The organism is Fumia xinanensis, assembly GCF_014384905.1.
Taxonomy (GTDB): Bacteria; Bacillota; Clostridia; order Oscillospirales; family Ruminococcaceae; genus Fumia; species Fumia xinanensis.
In genome coordinates, this window is the sequence record NZ_JACRSV010000001.1 from 35,502 (window position 1) to 54,777 (window position 19,276).

The following is a 19,276-nucleotide window of genomic DNA, read 5'->3' on the forward strand; positions in this document are numbered from 1 at the left end:
AAAGCGGAAGATAGGGTTTAGAAAATTTATCTATCCGGTTTTGCAGCAGTTCCGTTTGTTCCCAGAAAGGAATGGATAATAAAATGATGAATACAAGGATTACTGAATTGTTGGGCGTTAAATACCCCGCCATCCAGGGGGGCATGGCCTGGGTGGCGGAATCTACTCTGGCAGCGGCTGTCTCCAATGCGGGGGGCGTGGGCCTGATTGCGGGAGGGGCCGCTCCCGTCGATGTGGTGCGGGAAGAAATCCGTAAGGTCAAAAAACTGACCGACAACCCCTTCGGCGTGAATATTATGCTCATGAGCCCCAATGCCGAAGATTTGGCACAGCTCGTCATCGAGGAGCAGGTGCCTATCGTCACAACGGGTGCAGGCAATCCCGGCAAATTTATGGAAGCATGGAAGACGGCAGGCATCAAGGTAATTCCGGTAGTCCCTTCCGTCGCCCTGGCAAAACGGATGGAGCGGGCTGGGGCCGACGCGCTGGTGGCTGAAGGCACCGAAGCGGGAGGCCACATCGGAGAGCTCACCACCATGGCGCTTGTACCTCAGATCGTAGACGCAGTGGACATCCCAGTCATCGCCGCGGGTGGCATCGCCGATGGTAGAGGACTGGCAGCGGCTTTGATGCTGGGGGCGGAAGGCGTCCAGATGGGAACGGTCTTTTTGGCATCAGATGAGTGCCAAATTCACGATAACTACAAAAACCTCGTTTTGAATGCAAAGGACACCGACAGCGCCGTCACCGGACGGATTTCCGGGTGTGCGGCCTGCCGTCAAATTCGCAATAAATTTACGAAGCGCATTATGGAAAAGGAGCGGGAGGGCCTTACTCAGGAGGAGTTTGAGGAAGCCTGCACCGGGTCCCTGCGCAAAGCCGTCAAGGACGGTGACAAAGATAATGGGAGCTTTATGGCCGGACAGATTGCCGGCATGATTAAAGAAATTCGTTCCTGTCAGGAGATTCTCGACAGTATTTTCAACGATGCCGAGGAGCTCATCATCAGAAAAAGCAAACAGTTTTAGAAAATCGAAATCAAAGGAGTGCTTTATTTTGGCAAAAACCGCATTGATTACCGGCGCATCCCAGGGGATTGGTGCCTGTATTGCAAAAACCCTTGCACAGGAAGGTTATAACATCGCCGTCAACTGCCGCAGCGAGGCGGAAATCCAAAATGGAGGCTCCGATGTGGTGGAAGCCTGCCGTGCTTTGGGTGTGGAGGCAGAGTGCTTTGCCTGCGACGTTTCCGACTACGCGGCCTGCGAAGAGATGGTGAAAGCGGTGAAAGCCCGCTTCGGCTCTATTGACGTGCTAGTGAACAACGCGGGCATTACGAAGGACGGGCTGTTGGCCCGTATGAGCGAAGAACAGTTCGATATGGTCACAAACGTCAACTATAAATCGGTCTTCAACATGACCCGCCATGTGAGCGCTGTCATGATCCGCCAGCGGAGCGGCAGGATTATCAACATGTCCTCTGTAGCTGGCGTTTACGGAAACCCGGGGCAGTTTAACTATTCTGCTTCCAAGGCGGGCATCATCGGTATGACAAAGACGGCGGCCAAGGAGCTGGGCGCGCGGAACATCACTGTCAACGCCATCGCTCCCGGCTTTGTGCAGACCCCCATGACAGATGTGCTGGACGAGAAATACAAAGAGGCCATCGTCAAAAATATCGCGTTGGGACGCTTCGGCCAGCCGGAGGACATCGCCAACGCTGTGGCGTTTCTTGCCTCTGAGAAGGCGGGGTACATCACCGGGCAGATCATTGAGGTTTCCGGCGGCATGTCGATGTAACGGCGAGAGTTTGCGTCAAGAAATAATGAAACGTTTTATGGCTTGCCGGATCCGCTGCCAATTTTGGTGGTGCTCAAGCCGGCACAATTTCCGAGGAAAGGGAGCCTTTGTCATAGTAAATTGAAGAAATCAATTTTCACAGCAGTTATATGCAAAGGCGCGGTAATTTACATGAGAAGAGTTGTAATAACCGGAATGGGAGTGGTCACTTCCATCGGTAAAGACGTAGATACTTTTTGGCAGAGCCTTTTAAATGGCAAACACGGATTTTCCCAAATTGAGGGCTTTGACTGCTCTGATATGGAAGTAAAAATCGCGGCGGAGGTCAAGGATTTCGACCCCCTGACCGTTTTGGAAAAGAAAGAGCTGCGCCGTACCGACCGGTATTGCCAGTTTGCTATTTATGCCGCTGAACAAGCTCTCAAAAACTGCGGCACAGACTTTAAGGATCTGGATCCTTACCGTGTCGGTGTCATTGTGGGAAGCGGCATCGGCGGTATGAACACCTGGGAGACGGAACACGGCAAATACCTGGAAAAAGGCCCCAAGCGGGTTTCCGTTTTCTTTATCCCCACGATGATTTCCAACATGGCGGCAGGCAACATTTCCATTCGCACCGGATTTAAGGGCGTCAATTACGCTCCTGTGACCGCCTGCGCCACCTCCACTCATGCCCTTGGTGAGGCGTTTCGGAATATCAAACACGGTTATCTGGACGCGTGTGTGACAGGCGGCGCGGAAGCTGCCATCACCAAATTTGCCGTGGCAGGCTTTGACAATATGGGAGCTCTCTCTAAATCCACTGACCCGGATCGTGCCTCCATTCCTTTTGACAAGGAACGGGACGGATTTATTATGGGCGAAGGCGCCGGAATCCTCATTTTGGAGGAGTTGGAGCACGCTAAAGCCAGAAATGCAACCATTTACGGAGAAATCGTCGGCTACGGGGCTACAGGAGATGCTTATCATATCACAAGCCCAGCCCCCGATGGGGAAGCACCTGCCAAGGCGATGGAGTTTGCCATTGAAGAAGCGGGACTCAGACCTGAGGATGTAGATTATATTAACGCCCATGGCACTTCCACTCCCATCAACGACCATTTCGAGACAAACGCCATCAAGGTGGCTCTTGGCGAGGCGGCAAACAAGGTTGCGGTATCCTCTACCAAGTCGATGACCGGGCACCTGCTGGGTGCCGCTGGTGCGGTGGAAGCGATTGCGACAGCTTTGGCGCTTCAAAATGGGGTAATTCCCGGTACCGTTGGCTACAAAGTGCCGGACGAAGAATGCGACCTGGACTACGTGACCGAGGGGACAAGAAAGGCCGACATTAAAGTGGCCTTGTCGGATTCCCTGGGCTTTGGCGGGCATAACGCCTGCGTCTGCCTGAAAAAATATGAGGATTAGTCCAAACAGAAGAGTGAGGGTATATTGCAATGGCTGAAATGAAATTGACCGTTTCCGAAATCAAGGAACTGATGGATAAAATGGCCGCAAACTGCTTGACGGAAGTTTGCGTTAAAGTGGAGGGCTTTGAGCTCTCTTTGAAAGCGGAACAAACCCAGGTGGTTTACGAGGCCGCTGTTCCGGGTACTCCTATGCCTGCCGCGGCGCTGGCACCAACAGCGGCTTGCCCCTGTGAGGAAGCTTCCGGCAATGTGGTTAAGTCCCCCTTGGTTGGGACGTTTTACGCCAGTTCCGCTCCGGACAAACCGGCGTTTGCCACAGTTGGCACGGCGGTTCACAAAGGGGACACCCTGTTCATCGTGGAATCGATGAAGCTGATGAACGAAATCAAAAGCGAGTTCGACGGAACCGTTACAAAAGTGATGGTGGAAAACGGCGAGGGCGTAGAATACGGCCAGCCCATCCTCATCATTGAATAGAAAGGCGGGACGCAGTTGGCCCTTTTAAATCAGGAACAAATCAAGGAGATTATCCCCCATAGAGACCCCTTCCTGCTCATCGACGAAGTGCTGGAGCTTGAGCCGGGCGTCCGTGTGGTGGCGACCAAATATTTGAGACCGGAAGAGACCTGGTTTAAAGGCCACTTCCCCGGAATGCCGGTTCAGCCCGGCGTACTCACTATAGAGATGCTGGCCCAAGCCGGAGCTGTGTGCGCGCTTTCCCTGCCGGAGAACAAGGGCAAAATTGCCTTTTTCGCCGGGATCGACAAAGCGCGTTTCCGGCAGCAGGTAAAGCCCGGCGACACCTTGGTGCTCTCCGTAGAGATGGTTAAATCCCGCGGCAGCATCGGCGTGGGTAAGGCGGTGGCCACCGTGAATGGCAAAAAAGCTGTGACAGCGGAAATCACCTTTGCCTTAGGCGAGTAAACGGAAAGGAACTATAACATGTTTCATAAAGTTCTGATTGCAAACCGCGGGGAAATCGCGGTTCGGATCATCCGCGCCTGCCGGGAATTGGGTATCGGCACCGTGGCGGTCTTTTCTGAAGCCGACCGGACGGCACTCCACGCCCAAATCGCCGATGAGGCTATCTGTATCGGCCCGGCGAAAACGGCGGACAGCTACCTAAATATCAAGGCTATTCTGGCCGCCTGCGAGCGGACGGGGGCCGAGGCCGTGCATCCGGGATTCGGTTTTCTTTCAGAAAACGCAAATTTTGCCCGGATGTGCGAAAAATGCGGCGTGACCTTCATCGGTCCTCCTCCTTCCGCCATGGAGTTGATGGGGGACAAGGCACAGGCCAAAACGACTATGAAAAACGGCGGCGTCCCAGTGATTCCTGGCTCCGATGGGGTGGTGAAAACCCTGGAGGAAGCCCTGCAAATCGCGAATGAGGTTGGTTATCCTGTTATGGTAAAGGCCTCGGCCGGCGGCGGCGGACGGGGAATCCGTCAGGTGAAAAACGACTCTGAATTAGAAGCGGCTATGACTGCCGCCCGGCAGGAAGCCCTTGCTTTTTTCGGCGACGACGGTATTTACATTGAAAAATTTATCGAGGATCCCCGCCATGTGGAGATTCAGGTTTTAGCGGACAATTACGGGAATGTGGTCTATCTGGGTGAGCGGGACTGCTCCCTGCAGCGCCGGAACCAAAAGCTTATCGAGGAGTGCCCCTGCCCCATCATGACCCCTTCTCTCCGCAAAGCCATGGGAGAAGCGGCGGTGAAGGCGGCGGTGGCCTGCGGTTACCACAACGCGGGAACGGTAGAGTTTCTCCTTTCCGGCAAGGACTTCTATTTTATGGAGATGAACACCCGTATTCAAGTGGAACATCCCATAACTGAGATGGTGACCGGTATTGATTTGGTGAAAAACCAAATTTTGATTGCCGCTGGACGGCATCTGGATTTTGAGCAGGAAGATGTCGCCATGCGGGGACACGCCATTGAGTGCCGGGTTAACGCAGAAAATCCGGAGTTCGATTTCAGGCCCTCTCCTGGGAAAATCCAAGGGCTTCATATGCCCGGCGGCCCCGGAATCCGTATTGACAGCGCCGTCTATCAGGGATATGAAATTTCTCCCTATTATGACAGCATGATTGCAAAGCTCATTGCATACGCTCCTACCAGACAGGAAGCGATTATGAAGATGAAATGGGCGTTGGCGGAGTTTTTGGTCGAAGGTGTTGACACCAATATTGACTTTCAGTTAAACTTATTGAAGGATCCCAATGTGGAAGCGGGAAATTACGACATCGGCTATCTGGGGAGGAGCAAACACCTGAATACCCAGAAATAAGCCTCGTCCGCAACTAACGCCCTCGACTTGATGGCGAAGAAAGGCGTGAATGTGAATGCTTGAAGATTTGTTTAAGGTTGTCAAGTCGCGGCTTGACTACGATGATAAATCGCCGAACAATGTTAAGTCCAAGATGCCGGGGGATTTGCTATTCAAATGCCCCCGCTGTCAGAACGTCATGTTCATGGACGAATACAAAGCTGGACTTAAGGTCTGTTCCGCCTGTTCTTACCATGCGCGGATTTCCGCGAAGGAGCGCCTGGACCTGACGGTGGACCAGGGGAGCTTTGTAGAGTACGACCCTGATATGGTCTCGATAAATCCATTGGATTTCGAGGGCTACGACGAAAAATTAAAGGAGATGCGGGAAAAGACGGGCCTTAAGGACGCGGTGATCACCGGCGAATGCACTATCCGACGGAGAAAATGCGTCATTATCGTCATGGATTCTCGCTTTATGATGGCCTCTATGGGCTCTGTGGTAGGAGAGAAAATCACCCGGGCATTTGAACGGGCGACGGAAAAGGAACTGCCGGTGGTGGCATTTACCGCTTCCGGCGGCGCCAGGATGCAGGAAGGGATTCTCTCGCTGATGCAGATGGCGAAAACTTCTGCTGCTGTTGCCCGCCACTCCGACAAAGGACTTCTCTACATTACCGTCCTCACCGATCCGACGACGGGGGGCGTTACTGCATCCTTTGCGTCTCTGGGGGATATTATCATCGCAGAGCCCAAGGTTCTCATCGGCTTTGCTGGACGGCGGGTCATCGAAGGAACCATCAAACAGCGGCTTCCCGACGATTTTCAGTCGGCAGAGTTTCTGCTGGAACATGGCTTCGTGGATATGATCATCCCACGAGTCAACATGCGCCGGACCATCTCCAAGCTTTTAAAATTGCACCTGAAGGAGGAAAACAAATGGAACAGTTGACTCCTTGGGAAAGAATAGAGCTGATCCGTCACAAAGGGCGGCCCACCATCAACGATTATATCCCCCTGATTTTTGACGAGTTTTACGAGCTGCACGGCGACCGCTGCTTCGGAGACGACGCGGCTATTTTGGGCGGAATTGGCCGCTTCAACGGCCTGTCCGTTACTGTCATAGCGGAAGTCAAGGGCAGGGACCTGGAAGAAAACAAAAAGACCAATTTCTCATGTCCTCACCCGGAAGGCTATCGCAAAGCCCTCCGTTTGGCGAAACAGGCGGAGAAGTTCGGCCGGCCAGTGATCTGCTTTATCGATACGCCGGGGGCGTTCTGCGGCGTGGCGGCGGAAGAACGGGGCCAGGGCGAGGCGATTGCCCGCAACCTGAAAGAATTCGCCACCCTGAAAGTACCCGTCATCTCCATCGTTTTGGGAGAGGGTGGTTCTGGTGGCGCACTGGCGCTGGGTGTCTGCGATGAGCTTGCCATGCTCCAAAATGCCGTATATTGCGTGATTTCTCCCAGAGGCTGCGCCAGCATCCTTTGGAAGGATGCCTCAAAGGAGAAGGAAGCAGCTGAAAAGCTCCGCATCACTGCAGAAGATTTGTCAAAATTGGGTGTCTGCGACTATATTATTCCGGAACCCGCAGGCGGCGCTCACATGAACCACGAGGTCATGGCCGGCAATATTTCTGATTATCTGATTGCGGCCCTTAAAAATTTAACCCAGAAAAGTATTGCAAATTTACTGGAAGCACGATATAATAAGTTCAGAAAAATTGGGGCTTTCGAAGAGGAAGTATTTTAATCCGGTTATAACTACCCTTAGCGTGTTATAATAATGTCTGGTGAATAAACCGTGAAGCGGTTTATTCACGCGGTAAAACCGCGCAATTTTGTAAAAAGAATTTTACAAAATTCAGACATTGTTGCAATGCGTGCCCCAATTAGGACTTGGATAAAGTCCCAATTGGAAGCATAGAATTTATTCGCAATGGCAGAATAATTCTATGCTTGAACAAAGCCAAATGGTCTTAAAAGCCTTGGCCTTAAAGACCATTTGGCTTTGTTCGGCACACATTATAATAGATTCATCACAAGCAGTTAGGAGGGGAACATATGGTATTCGAAAAGGTAAAAGATATTTTGGTTGATCAGCTGGATGTCGAAGAAGAGAAAGTGACCATGGAAGCATCGATTACAGATGATTTGGGAGCTGATTCTTTGGATCTTGTCGACCTTGTAATGTCTTTGGAAGAGGAATTTGATGTTGAAATTCCAGATGATCAGGTTGAGAATATCAAGACCGTTGGCGATATCGTAAAATATATCGAAGACAACGCTCAATAAAAATCTTTTGGATTTTTTAAGGTTTCTTTTTCATTGTAAAATGAAAAATGCCGGGCCGGTTTGGAAACGGGTGTGGGGAAGGGTTTCCTACAATTGTTTCCAAGCCGGTTCCTTGTTTAAAGGGACGCAAAAAAGCAGGGCCTTATAGGCCCTGCTTTTTTATGCAAGAGGGATTAGCAGCATCCGCAGTCATTGTTGCAGCCACAGCCGCAGTTATTGTTGTTGCAGCCACAGCCGCAGCCACCAAAGCCGTTATTGCCACAGCAGCATACCAACAAGAGGATGATGATCAGGATCCAACTGCAGTTTCCACCAAAACAGTTCATAAGAGAACCTCCTTAAAATTATTGTACTGCATACTATGTCGGAGGACTCTGTTGTGTTACAAACTGGAAGAGCGTTTTTAAAATTCCCGCTCCATGTCTTTTTGCAACCGCTTGATAATACGCTTTTCCAATCGGGAGATATAGGATTGGGAAATGCCGATGAGATCGGCAACCTCTTTTTGGGTGCGTTCCTGCTGCCCATGAAGTCCAAATCGCAGCTCCATAATTTGTTTTTCCCGGCTGTTTAACCGGTTGACACAGTTCATGAGCGCATTGCGCTCTGCTTCGTTTTCCATATCCCGGTTGACACAGTCCTCATCGGTGCCGAGAATATCAGAAAGCAGCAGTTCATTGCCGTCCCAGTCGATGTTTAAAGGCTCATCAAAGGAAAGCTCGGTTTTTTGATGACTGTTTTTTCGCAGGTGCATAAGGATTTCATTTTCAATGCAGCGGGAGGCATAGGTGGCGAGCTTTATTTTTTTTTCCGGAGAGAAGGTATTGACCGCTTTAATGAGTCCAATAGTGCCAATGGAAATCAGGTCTTCAATATTGATACCGGTGGACTCAAATTTACGCGCGATATAAACCACCAGCCGCAGGTTGTGGGTAATGAGCTCGTTGCGTGCCTTTTCAGGGTCGGTAGCCAGCATCACAAACATTTTTTCTTCCTCTTCCCGGCTTAAGGGGGGAGGAAGCGTTTGAGAACCGTTGATATAATCGATTCTCTTGCGAAATCCCAGCAGGTCCAGCAATTTTTGTTTTAGCCTGCAAAAAGTAGACTGTTGTTTCAGTGATAGCATCTCGTTCTCCATCCTTTCCCGTATTATTCTTCAAATAGCATTTCACCTGCAATGGCATCGGCTTCTCCATCGGAGACCGGCTCAAAAACCGGAGCCAATACACAGGGACGGACAATTTTTTCTCCGTTTTCAATAATTGCAAAGGAATCGGGCTGAAAGCCAGCCAGAACCCCTTTTCCGCTTATGGCATGATAGGGGATCATCTGTATTCGGGAAGCCCATTGCTGTCCGCTCAGGGCTGTGACAGCCTCGACGTTTTGCATACACGCTAGCACGTTTTGAGGGACAATGTCCTTCAGACTTCCTGCAGTGCATAGTACTGCAGGAAGTCCGCTCATGGAACAGGCTTTATTGCCAGTATCTAGAAACACAGTGAGTGCAGCTTGCTTGCCATTTACTGTTACCTCCGCCTCGTAAAGCCTCTTGGGGGGGACGCGCCGCGCCAAAAGCCATTCCAAAAGTCGGACGGCGCCGTAAGCAAGTATGGTGGATACAATCAGTGTCAACGCGGAAAGGTGGTAATAGACCGTACCATTCCGGATTGCCAGCTTAGGGGGAGTAAACAGAAACCACACGGCGATCATAAAGCCGGCGAAGACAAAGTTGACGCCAAAAAAAATCAGGACCCGTTTGAGGAAAACCGCCCGTGCCCGGAATCCAAAATTGATCCAGATGAGCAGTGCCGCTACCATTAATTTGATGAGCAGTAAAAGTACAAACGGTAGGTCGGGCGCTAGGATGAGCAGAGCGGACAGTCCCCCAGCACAGGAGGCAATCCCCCGCCTAAATGCTTTTGACTTGGATTTGGACAGTGATTCTGTAGCCAAAAGGAGAAAATAAGTAATGTAAATGTTAAGGCCAATGAGTACGTCTATGTAAATGACTGTCATATTGGAGCCGTCCTTTGAGGTCGTGTTTTGCTGAAAGGTGTTTTTGGGTGGCCGATGATTCTATTATAGAGGGACGGCCCTAAAAAAAATGTCAGAACGGGAAGCATGACGGGGACCTTTTCCGAACCAAAAAAATGTTCCAATCATACAATAGAAAGCAGACATCTTTATCTGTCCTACCTGTCTTACGCGCGGGGCGGGTAGAAGAAAATTCTGCGCGGAGAATGGCGGTATTTTTTTATGGCTCGTAAAAGTGGAGCGCCGGGATTTATCATGCCCGATGCGCTGTATAGCTATACGAAACCTCAGTTCGTACAGCCGGATGCTTGCGGGTGCGGAGCGGAAGCTCCTGCTATGCCTGAACGCCCGAGCTGCGGTTGTGGAGCGGAAGCAGCTTCAACCCCCAATTGTGGTTGTGGCTGCCACGGTAACAATACGTCCCCGTCCTGCCGACCCATCGAATGCACTTACGACAGCGATTTCGATGAAAATGCCCATAAATACAGAATCTGCTGCGATGCAAACGGATGCTGCTGCAAATACCCCTGCAGCTGCCGGAATCCTTTCTGGCCCGAGTTTGCGCATCCCAGATGGCTCACTTGTCGGGATCTGTATGACGGCAGGGCTGATAGCTGCTATAGCGGCGATATGCAAAACTGTGATTAACCCTCATAATAAAAAGCCGAAGCGATTGCGCTTCGGCTTTTTGTTTGGTCAGTCTGTTTCATCTAAAAGATAACGGAGCATTCGTTGTGGATTTTCCAGAAAAGCTTTGGTCAGCTGGTAATGTTCAGTCTGCTCATATTCCGTGGGAACGATTCCATCGTCGCTAATGGAGTAAATTTCTGCATTCGGGCAAGCCATCAGGATGGGGGAATGGGTGGCGATAATAAACTGGGATTTGAGCCCCACAAGTTGATGAATACGGGACAGAAGCGCCAATTGGTTTTGGGGCGAAAGGGCCGCTTCCGGCTCGTCCAGGAGGTATAAGCCATTTCCGCCGAATCGGTTGAGGGAGAGGGAAAGAAAACTCTCTCCGTGGGACTGGCTGTGGAGGGATTTTCCCCCGTAAGACCGCAGCAGCCCCATATCGACCTCTTCTAAGCGGTCCACCTCGCTTGCCACATTGTAAAAACTCTCCGCCCGGAGAAAAAAGCCGTCCTTTGGGCGGTGAATTCCCTTTTCCAGCGTCAGAAACCGATACAATGGCGAGTGTGTCTCACTGGTGGAAAAGTGGAAATTCTGAGTACCGCCTTCCGGATTGAAGCCGAAGGCCACGGCGATGGCTTCCAACAGTGTTGACTTGCCTGAACCATTTTCCCCAACGAAAAAGGTGACGGGGCTTTTGAGTTCCAGCCGTTTGAGGCACCTGATGGCCGGAATAGCCGCCGTGTATCCCAAGTCCCCGTCGGTATGAGGTTTTAATCGCACAGCGCGGATGTAGAGGTCGTCAAACAACAAAATCCCCCCTAAAAGGAAAAAGGGAAGCGGCCTGCTCCCCCTCTTTGGTCAGATGAATTCCGTCCCGTCGGCACAGAGCACCTTGAGCCGGCGGATATCGTGGTAGTCAAGATCAATTTCCGCCCATTTGGCGAAGGCATCAGTCAGAAGAGTCGGATTGATGTTCACTTGGGTTCCGGCAGGCAGGGTGACTTCCAGTTTGACCCGGTGGTCGCAGGAAACCCGCTGAGAAAGAATCAGCGGCTTCAGGTCAATCATTTTCATCCCTTTTTTGGTGCGCTTTTCGGTTTCTATCACGTCCTGGGTAAGAAATTCATTCAGTTTTTCAGTTAGTTGCTCCATAGGGAGAGCCTTGCAGGACATGGTGAGCTCATAATCCGCCCGTTCAATGTCGTTTGCCTTTCGGACGGGGGGCTGGATGGCGCGGATGACGATGCCTTCCGGCATAGCGTCGTTGAGGCGCTTGGTCGCCTCCTCCAGCGGAATGTCGGTGGTCAGCCTAAAGTCGAAGCTCTCGTTTACCCCCTCGTAGCCCAAGGCGATGGGCAGGGCGAAAGTCAGGTAAATGTGGGGATTGAATCCCTGAGTGTACCAGATGGGCAGTTTTGCCCGCTGGAAAGCCCGCTGAATGGTGCGGTAGAGGTCCAGATGGGAAATGTATTTGGCCCGGCCAAACTTGTGGTAGAAGGCCCTCACGTCGTAAACGGGAACTCCTTCGATGACGGTGATTTTTGGTTCCATATTAGCCAATGCAGACACCTCCCCCGATGAGCTTGTTGGCGCCGCAGCCAGCGCAGTTTTCCTTGCAGTTGGGGGTCACCTGTGCGTTTACCGCCTTTTGGTACTCCCGCCAAAGGAACTTTTTCGAGACTCCCACGTCGATGTGATCCCAGGGGAGAATTTCGTTCTCCTCCCGGACACGGTTGGCGTAAAATTCTATGGTGAGGCCGGCATCACGAATGGCCTGCTTCCACTTTTCAAAGTCAAAGCACTCGTCCCAGCTGTCGAATTTGCAGCCCATTTTCCAGGCATTATAAATGGCTTTTCCTAAGCGCCGGTCGCCGCGGGCGACGACACCTTCCAGCACCGAGGTTTTAACCTCGTGCCAGCTCAGTGAAATCTTTTTGGTGGTGACGCTGTGCTGCAGGGCTTTCTGTTTCTCGACGATTTGTTCGAAAGTGTCCTGGGCGCACCACTGGAAGGGGGTAAAGCACTTGGGGACGAAGGTGGAAACGCTGATGGACACGTTGACAGCCTTGCCCTTCTTGCGGGTGGGCAGGGAGTAGTACATGTCTACAATTCGCTGTCCTAAAGCGGTGATACCGGTCACATCTTCAATGGTCTCGGTGGGGAGGCCCAGCATGAAGTAGAGCTTCACCGACATATAGCCGCCCTCAAAAGCGATGCGGCAAGTCTCCATGACCTCTTCCTCGCTGACGTTTTTGTTGATCACGTCCCGCAGCCGCTGGGTGCCCGCTTCCGGGGCGAAGGTGAGACCGCTTTTGCGGACCCGGCTCACCTTTTGCAAGAGTTCCTCCGAGAAGTTGTCCACCCGCAGGGAGGGGAGGGAGAGGTTGACCTTCTCCGCTTCGGTGTAGTCAATCATCTTGTCCAGCAGTTCCTCCACCTGGGGATGATCGGAGGTGGAGAGGGAGGACAGGGACATTTCGTCATAGCCGGTGGTATCGCAGAGGGATTTGCCCTGGCGGCAGAGCGTATCCGGGGTTTTTGCACGGATGGGACGGTAGATAAACCCGGCCTGGCAGAACCGGCAGCCGCGGATACAGCCCCGCATGACTTCCAGCACCGCCCGGTCGTGGACCGTTTCAGTGTAGGGGACGATGAAGGTTTCGGGGTAGAAGACCTTGTCCATGTCTTTGATGATGCGTTTGGTCACCTTTTCCGGCGCGCCATCTTTGGGGGTGACCGAGGTGATAATACCGGTTTCGTCGTAGGTCACGTCGTAGAGAGAGGGGACGTAAATGCCGGGGATTTGAGCGGCTTCCCGGAGGAAGGATCTCTTGTCCCAGCCTTTTTTCTTGTGTTGTTGCAAAAGGTCGATCATCTCGAGCATGACTTCCTCGCCCTCGCCGATCTGAAACAGGTCGATGAAGTCGGCAAGGGGCTCTGGATTCATGGCGCAGGGGCCGCCGGCGATGATGAGAGGCTCGTCGTTTCCGCGCACAGAGGCCAGCGGCTCAATGCCGCCCAAATCCAGCATGTTGAGGATATTTGTGTAGGAAAGCTCGTACTGAAGGGAAAATCCCACCACATCGAAATCGGTGAGGGGGTCGAGGCTCTCAAGGCCGTAGAGGGGAATATCGTTTTCCCGCATGAGGGCTTCAAAGTCAATCCAGGGAGCGTAGACCCGCTCGGCCCAGCAGTCCTCCCGCTTATTGATGAGGGAATAGAGGATTTTGAGCCCCAGGTGGGACATGCCGATTTCGTAGTTGTCGGGGAAGCAGAGGGCGACCCTCGTTTCCACCTTGTTTTTGTCCTTCATGACACTGTTCAGCTCTCCGCCGATGTAGCGGGCGGGCTTTTGCACCTTGAGAAGGAGAGGTTCGAGTTTTTCTTTCAAAGTCATGGGAAAGTCCTTTCTATATGGTGTTTCCTAACAGGGTATCAACGGTGATGGTGAAAAACTCCCGCATCATGTAGTGGGGGAGGAGAACGCTGGGGTAGGGGGCGGGAATACCTGAAATGTGACTCAGCCCCGCCCGCTTCCGGGCAATGCAGACCGAACGGAAAACGTGAAAATTGTTGGTGACGACGCCGACTGTCGGGTTTTCTTTGGACATAAGTGCCCTGCTGTAGGCCATGTTTTCGGCAGTGGTGGTCGATTTGTCCTCCAGGAGGATGCGTTCGGAAGAGATGCCGCGTTTCCGAAGCTCCTGCGCCATGCACGCCGCCTCGCTTATGTCCTCGTTTTCCCCTTGACCGCCGGAAACGATGACGGTGGTTTCCGGGTTCTCCATGAGGTAATCGTAGGCCGCGTCGATGCGGTACTGGAGGATTGGACTGGGCTCGGTGCCAAAGACCCGGGCGCCCAAGACGACGATGTAGTCGAGATTGGGCTTCGGCTGTTTCACCATGCCGGAGAGGACAAAGCCCTCCGCCAGGACAAAAGCGGCCAGCAATATGGAGACGGCGGAGCGGGCAGCGACAGTGAGCACCCGGGCCGCTTTGCCGGTGGATTTTTCTTTTCGCAGCAGGTCCCAAAGGCCCTTCCCGATGCATAGGAGTCCCAACAAGAGCCAGACCCAGAGCATCGAGACGTGAAAGCCGGCGAGGGAGCCACAGAGGAAATAGTAGCCGGTAAAAATCGCCCCGAAAACCAGCAGGACGATTGGAAATGCTTTTTTCATCGTTGTTCCTTTAATGACGGTTGGGGTCATCGGAGAGGCCGAGGAGATAATCGGTTGATACATCGAAGTAGTCGGCTAATTGCACCAGTTTTTCGATGGTCGTGTAACGAGAGCCGCTTTCTATCGTGCTGATCGCTTTGTGGGACAACCCGACGATTTCGCCTAATTGTTTCTGGTTGAGGGAACGGCTTGTCCGCAATTCATAAAGCCTTTTTCCCAAATTAATTTCACTGTTCATAATAAAACCTCTTGACATTTACCTATAAGTAGATTATAATCTACTTATAGGTAAATTGACTTTAAATTTAATTATTTAGGGAGGAACTGCTATGGAAACCGCAATCGACATTCTATTCGACGACTTTGTCCGCAGAACCAGAGACGACAAGCCCGACGCGGTCATTGAACGGTATTCGGCCCTGCTCAAACAGGACTTTTCCAAGGAACAGAAAAAATACCTGCTCCGCATCATCGACCAAAAGGATCTTTTGGCCAATGAATTTGCCATCCGCTGTTTTGCCGAAGGCTTGCGGCTGGGAATCCTGCTGATTCAGGACTGCTACGCCGTCCACCAGCGGGAAGAGCCGTTTACTTCCCTTTGATTTTCTTCCAGTACTCGGCGGCGGCCTGCTCCATTTTGTTGTCGCCGGGGGTGTAGTAGACCCGGTTTTTCAGCGCGTCGGGCAAATACTGCTGCTCCACCCAGCGATTGGGGTACTCATGAGGGTATTTGTAAAACTGCCCCTTATTTTGATTGTCCTCGCCGTCGTAATGCTTGTTTTGGAGACAGCGGGGGATGGGGCCGGAGTTGCCCTTCTGGATGTCCTCCATAGCGGCGTTGATGGCGTCGTGAGCGGTGTTGGATTTGGGGGAAGTGGCCACTAAAATCACCGCGTCGGCGAGGCAGAGCCGGGCTTCCGGCAGACCCACCTGCAAGGCCGCGTCCACCGCCGCCTTGACGATGGGGATAATCATGGGGTAGGCCAGGCCCACGTCCTCGCAGGCGCAGACCATCAGCCGCCTACAGGCGCTTGCCAGGTCGCCGGCTTCCAGCAGCCTTGCTAAGTAGTGAATAGCGGCGTCCGGGTCGGAGCCCCGCATGGATTTCTGGAAAGCGGAGACGATGTCGTAGTGCTCGTCCCCATCCCGGTCGTATTTCATGGAACTTTTCTGGGAGAGCTCCCGGGCAAGCTCCATTGATACGTAGCGGGTATCGTCCTCTCGTCGCTGGGCCGAAATGCAGAGCAGTTCCACGGTGTTGAGGGATTTTCGCACATCTCCGCCGCAGCTTTTGGCAATGTGGGAAGAAACGCCGTCTTCCAGTTCGATTGTAAAGCCCAGTTCCCCCGATATAGCTGCGAATCCCCGAGTGACGGCTTTTTCCACCTCTTCCCAGGGCACCGACTTGAATTCAAAGACGGTGGAACGGCTCAAAATGGCGTTGTAAATGTAAAAGTAGGGGTTTTCGGTAGTGGAGGCAATAAGGGTGATGCGCCCGTCCTCAATGTATTCGAGAAGCGACTGCTGTTGCTTCTTATTGAGGTACTGGATTTCATCCAGATAGAGCAAAATGCCGTTGTACCCGACGATGGTGTCCAGCTCGCCCACAATGGCCTTGATGTCGGCCAGAGAAGCATTGGTGCCGTTCAACTTATGGAGCCGCTTATTCGTCTGGGAGGCGATGATGCGGGCGACGGTGGTTTTTCCCACGCCGGAGGGTCCGTAGAATATGAGGTTGGGGATATTCCCGCTTTCAATGATGCGGCGCAGGCTGGCGTTTTCACCCAACAGGTGGGTTTGGCCCACTACTTCGTCGATGGTTTTGGGGCGGAGCCTGTCCGCTAATGGAGACGACATAAAACCCCTCCTTCCTTTCCTTGATTTCTCTATCCATTTTACCGTAAATTGCCCTAAAAGTAAAGGAAAGGCCAAAATTCCTCCATAAAAAATCGTTGCAATTCTTTTTATATTGGGGTAGATTGGTAGTATCACGATACGAAGGGATGATTGCAGTGGATGAACGGTACTATGAGATGATTTTTAAGCGTAGATCCTTTCATATGTTTCCGGGGACAAAACATCTGTCGGAATCAGAATTACGGGGGATTGAAAACCAGTTCGAGAGGCTCGCTCCCCTTATGGAGAACGTTGCTGTGGCATTCAAACTGGTCTCCCGTGAGGAGACTTCCTGCCGGCGGGGAGAATATTGCATTTTGATTTACAGTGAGAAAAAAGATCAGTATCTGCAAAATGTAGGCTATATGGCAGAGCAGCTGGATCTCTGGCTCGCGTCCAAAAATATCGGCGCCTGCTGGTACGGCATGGGGAAAACAAAAGAGACACAATGGCGCGGCCTGGATTTCGTCATCATGATCGCCATTGAAAAGGTGGAGGAAACGAAATTTCGTAAGGATTACAGCAACACCAAACGCAAGCCGCTCAGCGAAATCTGGCAGGGGAACGGGTATCCGGAAATCGCAAATGTGGTGCGCTACGCCCCAAGCGCCTGCAACACCCAGCCGTGGCTGGTAAACGCGGGGCAAAACCGGCTGGAGGTATATCGGGTGAAGGGAAAACGGGGGATGATGCCCAAGAAAAAGGTGTCTTTTTACAACCAGATCGATATAGGAATTTTTCTGCTGTTTCTGGAACTTTGCCTGAAGCATGAGAATAAAATCAGCAACCGTGAACTGTATTCGGGCGAATTAGAAGAGAGCACTGAAGTTTTAACAGCCATTTATACAATCGAAGAGTAGAAACAAGATGGGGAGATAAGTATTTTTGTCAATTTTGTGCAGAATCGAGGCTGTGATAAATGTCTTGCTCCAAATATTCACAAATCGTTGCGAAAGGTATTGGGTTTTCTTTCTGTTTGTGGTAATATGACAGTATGGTTAATCCATGAAAAAGTGATTGTCAGGAGGATTTTTATGGCTAATTCTTCAAATGAGAAAGTGTACAATGTTCTCGCGTACATCGGTATTCTGTTTATCGTCGGGCTGATTGCCGACAGTCAGAATCCCAAGGTGCGGTTCCATGTCAATCAGGGACTAGTCCTGTTTTTAGCAGAGGTAGTTTTGGGCATTGTTTGCGGTATTATTAGCGCGATTCCGTTTATTGGTTTCATCGGCAGTATTTGCAGTGGAATAATCGGCATTGTTGGCGTCGTGTTTATGATTATCGGCATTATCCACGCAGCCAACGATGAGGAAGTCCCGCTCCCTGTGATTGGCGGTATTACCATTTTAAAATAAGCGTTACATATCAAAACCGCCGGATATTTCCGGCGGTTTTTGTTTGCAAAAAGGCGGCGATCGGGAATGATCGCCGCCTTATTCGAGTATATACGGGTGAGATTATTCGTACAGGGGGTATTTCTGGCAGAGGGCTTCCACCTTTGCCTTGATTTCTTCTTTGGAATTTTCAAAATCAGCGGCGACCTTGTAAATGCACTCGGCGATGACTTCCATATCCTCTTCTTTAAAACCGCGGGTGGTGACGGCGGGAGTGCCGATACGGATACCGCTGGTGATGAAGGGACTCTGGGGATCGTTGGGGATGGCGTTTTTGTTGGCGGTGATGTACACTTCGTCCAGTTTATGCTCCATCTCCTTGCCGGTGATGTTGAAGTTTCTAAGGTCGACGAGCATCAGATGATTGTCGGTGCCGCCGGAAACCAGATCAAATCCGCGGGAAACCAATCCTTTGGCTAGGGCGGCAGCGTTTTTGACGACCTGCTCCTGATAGGCCTTGAACTCAGGCTTCAGCGCTTCGCCGAAGCAGACGGCTTTTGCCGCGATGATATGCATGAGGGGGCCGCCCTGAGTGCCAGGGAAGACCGCTTTATCGATTTTTTTCGCCAGCTCTTCCTTGCAGAGAATCATACCGCCGCGGGGACCGCGGAGAGTTTTATGGGTAGTGGTGGTAACGATGTCGGCATAGGGCACAGGGGAAGGATGGACGCCGGCGGCGACCAGTCCTGCGATATGGGCCATGTCCACCATGAGGTATGCACCACAGGCGTCGGCAATCTCGCGGAATTTCTTAAAGTCGATGACGCGGGGATAAGCGGAAGCGCCTGCCACGATCATTTTAGGCTTGTGCTCCATGGCGAGAGCCATGAGCTTGTCGTAGTCGATACGATGGGTGTCGTCGTCAATGCCATAGGGGATGACATTGTAATAGCTGCCTGACATGTTGACAGGGGAGCCGTGGGTGAGATGCCCGCCGTGAGCCAGATTCATGCCGAGAATGGTGTCGCCGGGCTGAAGCAAAGCAAAGTAAACCGCCAAATTTGCCTGTGCGCCGGAATGAGGCTGAACGTTGGCATGCTCAGCGCCAAAGAGCTGTTTTGCCCGGTCGCGGGCAATGTTTTCGACGATATCAACGCACTCACATCCGCCGTAGTACCGTTTGCCGGGGTAACCCTCGGCGTATTTATTTGTGAGAACTGTTCCCATTGCTGCTAAAACAGCGGGGGAAACAATATTTTCACTGGCGATCAGCTCGATATTGCGGCGCTGGCGCTTGAGTTCCAGATTCATAGCGTCTGCCACTTCACTGTCATACTGGCCGACAAAGCCGATGTTGTTGGGAAAATCCTGATACATTAGTCATCTCTCCTTGTTGATTGCCTGGAAGGTGGCTCCTGGGC

The 19,276-nt window shown here is 51.9% G+C and carries 23 protein-coding genes; 13 read left to right on the forward strand and 10 right to left on the reverse strand.

Translation table 11 applies throughout. From position 1 onward, the window contains the following. The first annotated feature begins 86 nt into the window (after positions 1–86). The 9 genes from fabK to H8710_RS00205 all read left to right on the forward strand — a co-directional run bounded on the left by fabK (position 87) and on the right by H8710_RS00205 (position 7,777). Positions 87–1,028: an enoyl-[acyl-carrier-protein] reductase FabK gene (gene fabK, locus H8710_RS00165; RefSeq protein ID WP_249294667.1), complete on the forward strand. Its 942-nt coding sequence runs from the start codon at positions 87–89 to the stop codon at positions 1,026–1,028. Positions 1,029–1,056: 28 nt separating this feature from the next. Next, positions 1,057–1,800, forward strand: coding sequence for a 3-oxoacyl-[acyl-carrier-protein] reductase (fabG, locus tag H8710_RS00170; RefSeq protein WP_249293362.1), 744 nt, complete (start codon positions 1,057–1,059; stop codon positions 1,798–1,800). Positions 1,801–1,971: 171 nt separating this feature from the next. After that, positions 1,972–3,207, forward strand: a complete 1,236-nt coding sequence (gene fabF / locus H8710_RS00175) for a beta-ketoacyl-ACP synthase II (RefSeq protein WP_249293363.1) — start codon at positions 1,972–1,974, stop codon at positions 3,205–3,207. Between the two features lie 29 nt (positions 3,208–3,236). Further along, positions 3,237–3,686, forward strand: a complete 450-nt coding sequence (gene accB / locus H8710_RS00180; RefSeq protein WP_249293364.1) for an acetyl-CoA carboxylase biotin carboxyl carrier protein — start codon at positions 3,237–3,239, stop codon at positions 3,684–3,686. Positions 3,687–3,701: 15 nt separating this feature from the next. Continuing rightward, positions 3,702–4,133 carry a 3-hydroxyacyl-ACP dehydratase FabZ gene (gene fabZ, locus H8710_RS00185; RefSeq protein ID WP_249293365.1) on the forward strand — a complete coding sequence of 144 codons (432 nt, stop codon included), beginning with the start codon at positions 3,702–3,704 and terminating at the stop codon, positions 4,131–4,133. Between the two features lie 18 nt (positions 4,134–4,151). Beyond that, entirely contained in the window at positions 4,152–5,504 is a 1,353-nt protein-coding gene (accC, locus tag H8710_RS00190; protein WP_249293366.1) for an acetyl-CoA carboxylase biotin carboxylase subunit, read from the forward strand. A gap of 55 nt (positions 5,505–5,559) precedes the next feature. Beyond that, positions 5,560–6,435, forward strand: coding sequence for an acetyl-CoA carboxylase, carboxyltransferase subunit beta (gene accD, locus H8710_RS00195; RefSeq protein ID WP_249293367.1), 876 nt, complete (start codon positions 5,560–5,562; stop codon positions 6,433–6,435). Next, the gene (locus tag H8710_RS00200) at positions 6,423–7,235 is read left to right on the forward strand and encodes an acetyl-CoA carboxylase carboxyltransferase subunit alpha (RefSeq protein WP_249293368.1); all 813 of its coding nucleotides are present in this window, start codon (positions 6,423–6,425) and stop codon (positions 7,233–7,235) included. Before accD ends, H8710_RS00200 begins: the two co-directional genes overlap by 13 nt. Positions 7,236–7,546: 311 nt before the next feature. Next, the gene (locus H8710_RS00205; RefSeq protein ID WP_249293369.1) at positions 7,547–7,777 is read left to right on the forward strand and encodes an acyl carrier protein; all 231 of its coding nucleotides are present in this window, start codon (positions 7,547–7,549) and stop codon (positions 7,775–7,777) included. A gap of 173 nt (positions 7,778–7,950) precedes the next feature. Here the strand turns inward: H8710_RS00205 and H8710_RS00210 are convergent, their stop codons facing one another. The 3 genes from H8710_RS00210 to H8710_RS00220 form a co-directional block, all read right to left on the reverse strand. Beyond that, a complete protein-coding gene (locus H8710_RS00210) occupies positions 7,951–8,103 on the reverse strand; it encodes a hypothetical protein (RefSeq protein WP_249293370.1) in 153 nt (50 codons plus the stop codon). Positions 8,104–8,180: 77 nt separating this feature from the next. Beyond that, positions 8,181–8,903: an RNA polymerase sporulation sigma factor SigE gene (gene sigE / locus H8710_RS00215; protein WP_249293371.1), complete on the reverse strand. Its 723-nt coding sequence runs from the start codon at positions 8,901–8,903 to the stop codon at positions 8,181–8,183. A 23-nt stretch (positions 8,904–8,926) separates the two neighbouring features. Beyond that, the gene (locus H8710_RS00220; protein ID WP_249293372.1) at positions 8,927–9,793 is read right to left on the reverse strand and encodes a sigma-E processing peptidase SpoIIGA; all 867 of its coding nucleotides are present in this window, start codon (positions 9,791–9,793) and stop codon (positions 8,927–8,929) included. Positions 9,794–10,033: 240 nt separating this feature from the next. Between H8710_RS00220 and H8710_RS00225 the strand changes: the two genes are divergently transcribed. Continuing rightward, a complete protein-coding gene (locus H8710_RS00225) occupies positions 10,034–10,459 on the forward strand; it encodes a hypothetical protein (protein ID WP_249293373.1) in 426 nt (141 codons plus the stop codon). Between the two features lie 48 nt (positions 10,460–10,507). On the opposite strand, the gene H8710_RS00230 is transcribed toward H8710_RS00225, so the two are convergent. From H8710_RS00230 to H8710_RS00250, 5 genes are read right to left on the reverse strand one after another with little or no spacing between them, the layout of a single operon-like run. After that, positions 10,508–11,254 (reverse strand): AAA family ATPase, encoded by a 747-nt coding sequence (locus tag H8710_RS00230; RefSeq protein ID WP_249293374.1) that lies wholly within the window; start codon positions 11,252–11,254, stop codon positions 10,508–10,510. Positions 11,255–11,302: 48 nt separating this feature from the next. Beyond that, the gene (locus H8710_RS00235; RefSeq protein ID WP_249294669.1) at positions 11,303–11,995 is read right to left on the reverse strand and encodes a TIGR03936 family radical SAM-associated protein; all 693 of its coding nucleotides are present in this window, start codon (positions 11,993–11,995) and stop codon (positions 11,303–11,305) included. A 1-nt stretch (position 11,996) separates the two neighbouring features. Further along, positions 11,997–13,841 carry a TIGR03960 family B12-binding radical SAM protein gene (locus tag H8710_RS00240; protein WP_249293375.1) on the reverse strand — a complete coding sequence of 615 codons (1,845 nt, stop codon included), beginning with the start codon at positions 13,839–13,841 and terminating at the stop codon, positions 11,997–11,999. A 13-nt stretch (positions 13,842–13,854) separates the two neighbouring features. Then, positions 13,855–14,622 (reverse strand): YdcF family protein, encoded by a 768-nt coding sequence (locus H8710_RS00245; protein ID WP_249293376.1) that lies wholly within the window; start codon positions 14,620–14,622, stop codon positions 13,855–13,857. 10 nt (positions 14,623–14,632) lie between these two features. Continuing rightward, the gene (locus tag H8710_RS00250; protein WP_249293377.1) at positions 14,633–14,860 is read right to left on the reverse strand and encodes a helix-turn-helix domain-containing protein; all 228 of its coding nucleotides are present in this window, start codon (positions 14,858–14,860) and stop codon (positions 14,633–14,635) included. A gap of 91 nt (positions 14,861–14,951) precedes the next feature. On the opposite strand from H8710_RS00250, the gene H8710_RS00255 reads away from it, so the two are divergent. Continuing rightward, positions 14,952–15,224 carry a hypothetical protein gene (locus H8710_RS00255; protein ID WP_249293378.1) on the forward strand — a complete coding sequence of 91 codons (273 nt, stop codon included), beginning with the start codon at positions 14,952–14,954 and terminating at the stop codon, positions 15,222–15,224. On the opposite strand, the gene H8710_RS00260 is transcribed toward H8710_RS00255, so the two are convergent. Then, positions 15,211–16,479, reverse strand: coding sequence for a replication-associated recombination protein A (locus tag H8710_RS00260; protein WP_249293379.1), 1,269 nt, complete (start codon positions 16,477–16,479; stop codon positions 15,211–15,213). The two genes, H8710_RS00255 and H8710_RS00260, sit on opposite strands and share 14 nt — an antisense overlap. Positions 16,480–16,625: 146 nt before the next feature. Here H8710_RS00260 and H8710_RS00265 point away from each other — a divergent pair, with 146 nt between their 5' ends. Both H8710_RS00265 and H8710_RS00270 read left to right on the forward strand, forming a co-directional pair. Next, a complete protein-coding gene (locus tag H8710_RS00265) occupies positions 16,626–17,378 on the forward strand; it encodes a nitroreductase family protein (protein WP_249293380.1) in 753 nt (250 codons plus the stop codon). Positions 17,379–17,552: 174 nt separating this feature from the next. Further along, positions 17,553–17,876: a magnetosome magnetite crystal formation protein family gene (locus H8710_RS00270; protein ID WP_249293381.1), complete on the forward strand. Its 324-nt coding sequence runs from the start codon at positions 17,553–17,555 to the stop codon at positions 17,874–17,876. 102 nt (positions 17,877–17,978) lie between these two features. Here the strand turns inward: H8710_RS00270 and H8710_RS00275 are convergent, their stop codons facing one another. Beyond that, entirely contained in the window at positions 17,979–19,232 is a 1,254-nt protein-coding gene (locus H8710_RS00275; RefSeq protein WP_249293382.1) for a serine hydroxymethyltransferase, read from the reverse strand. Between the last annotated feature and the right edge of the window lie 44 nt (positions 19,233–19,276).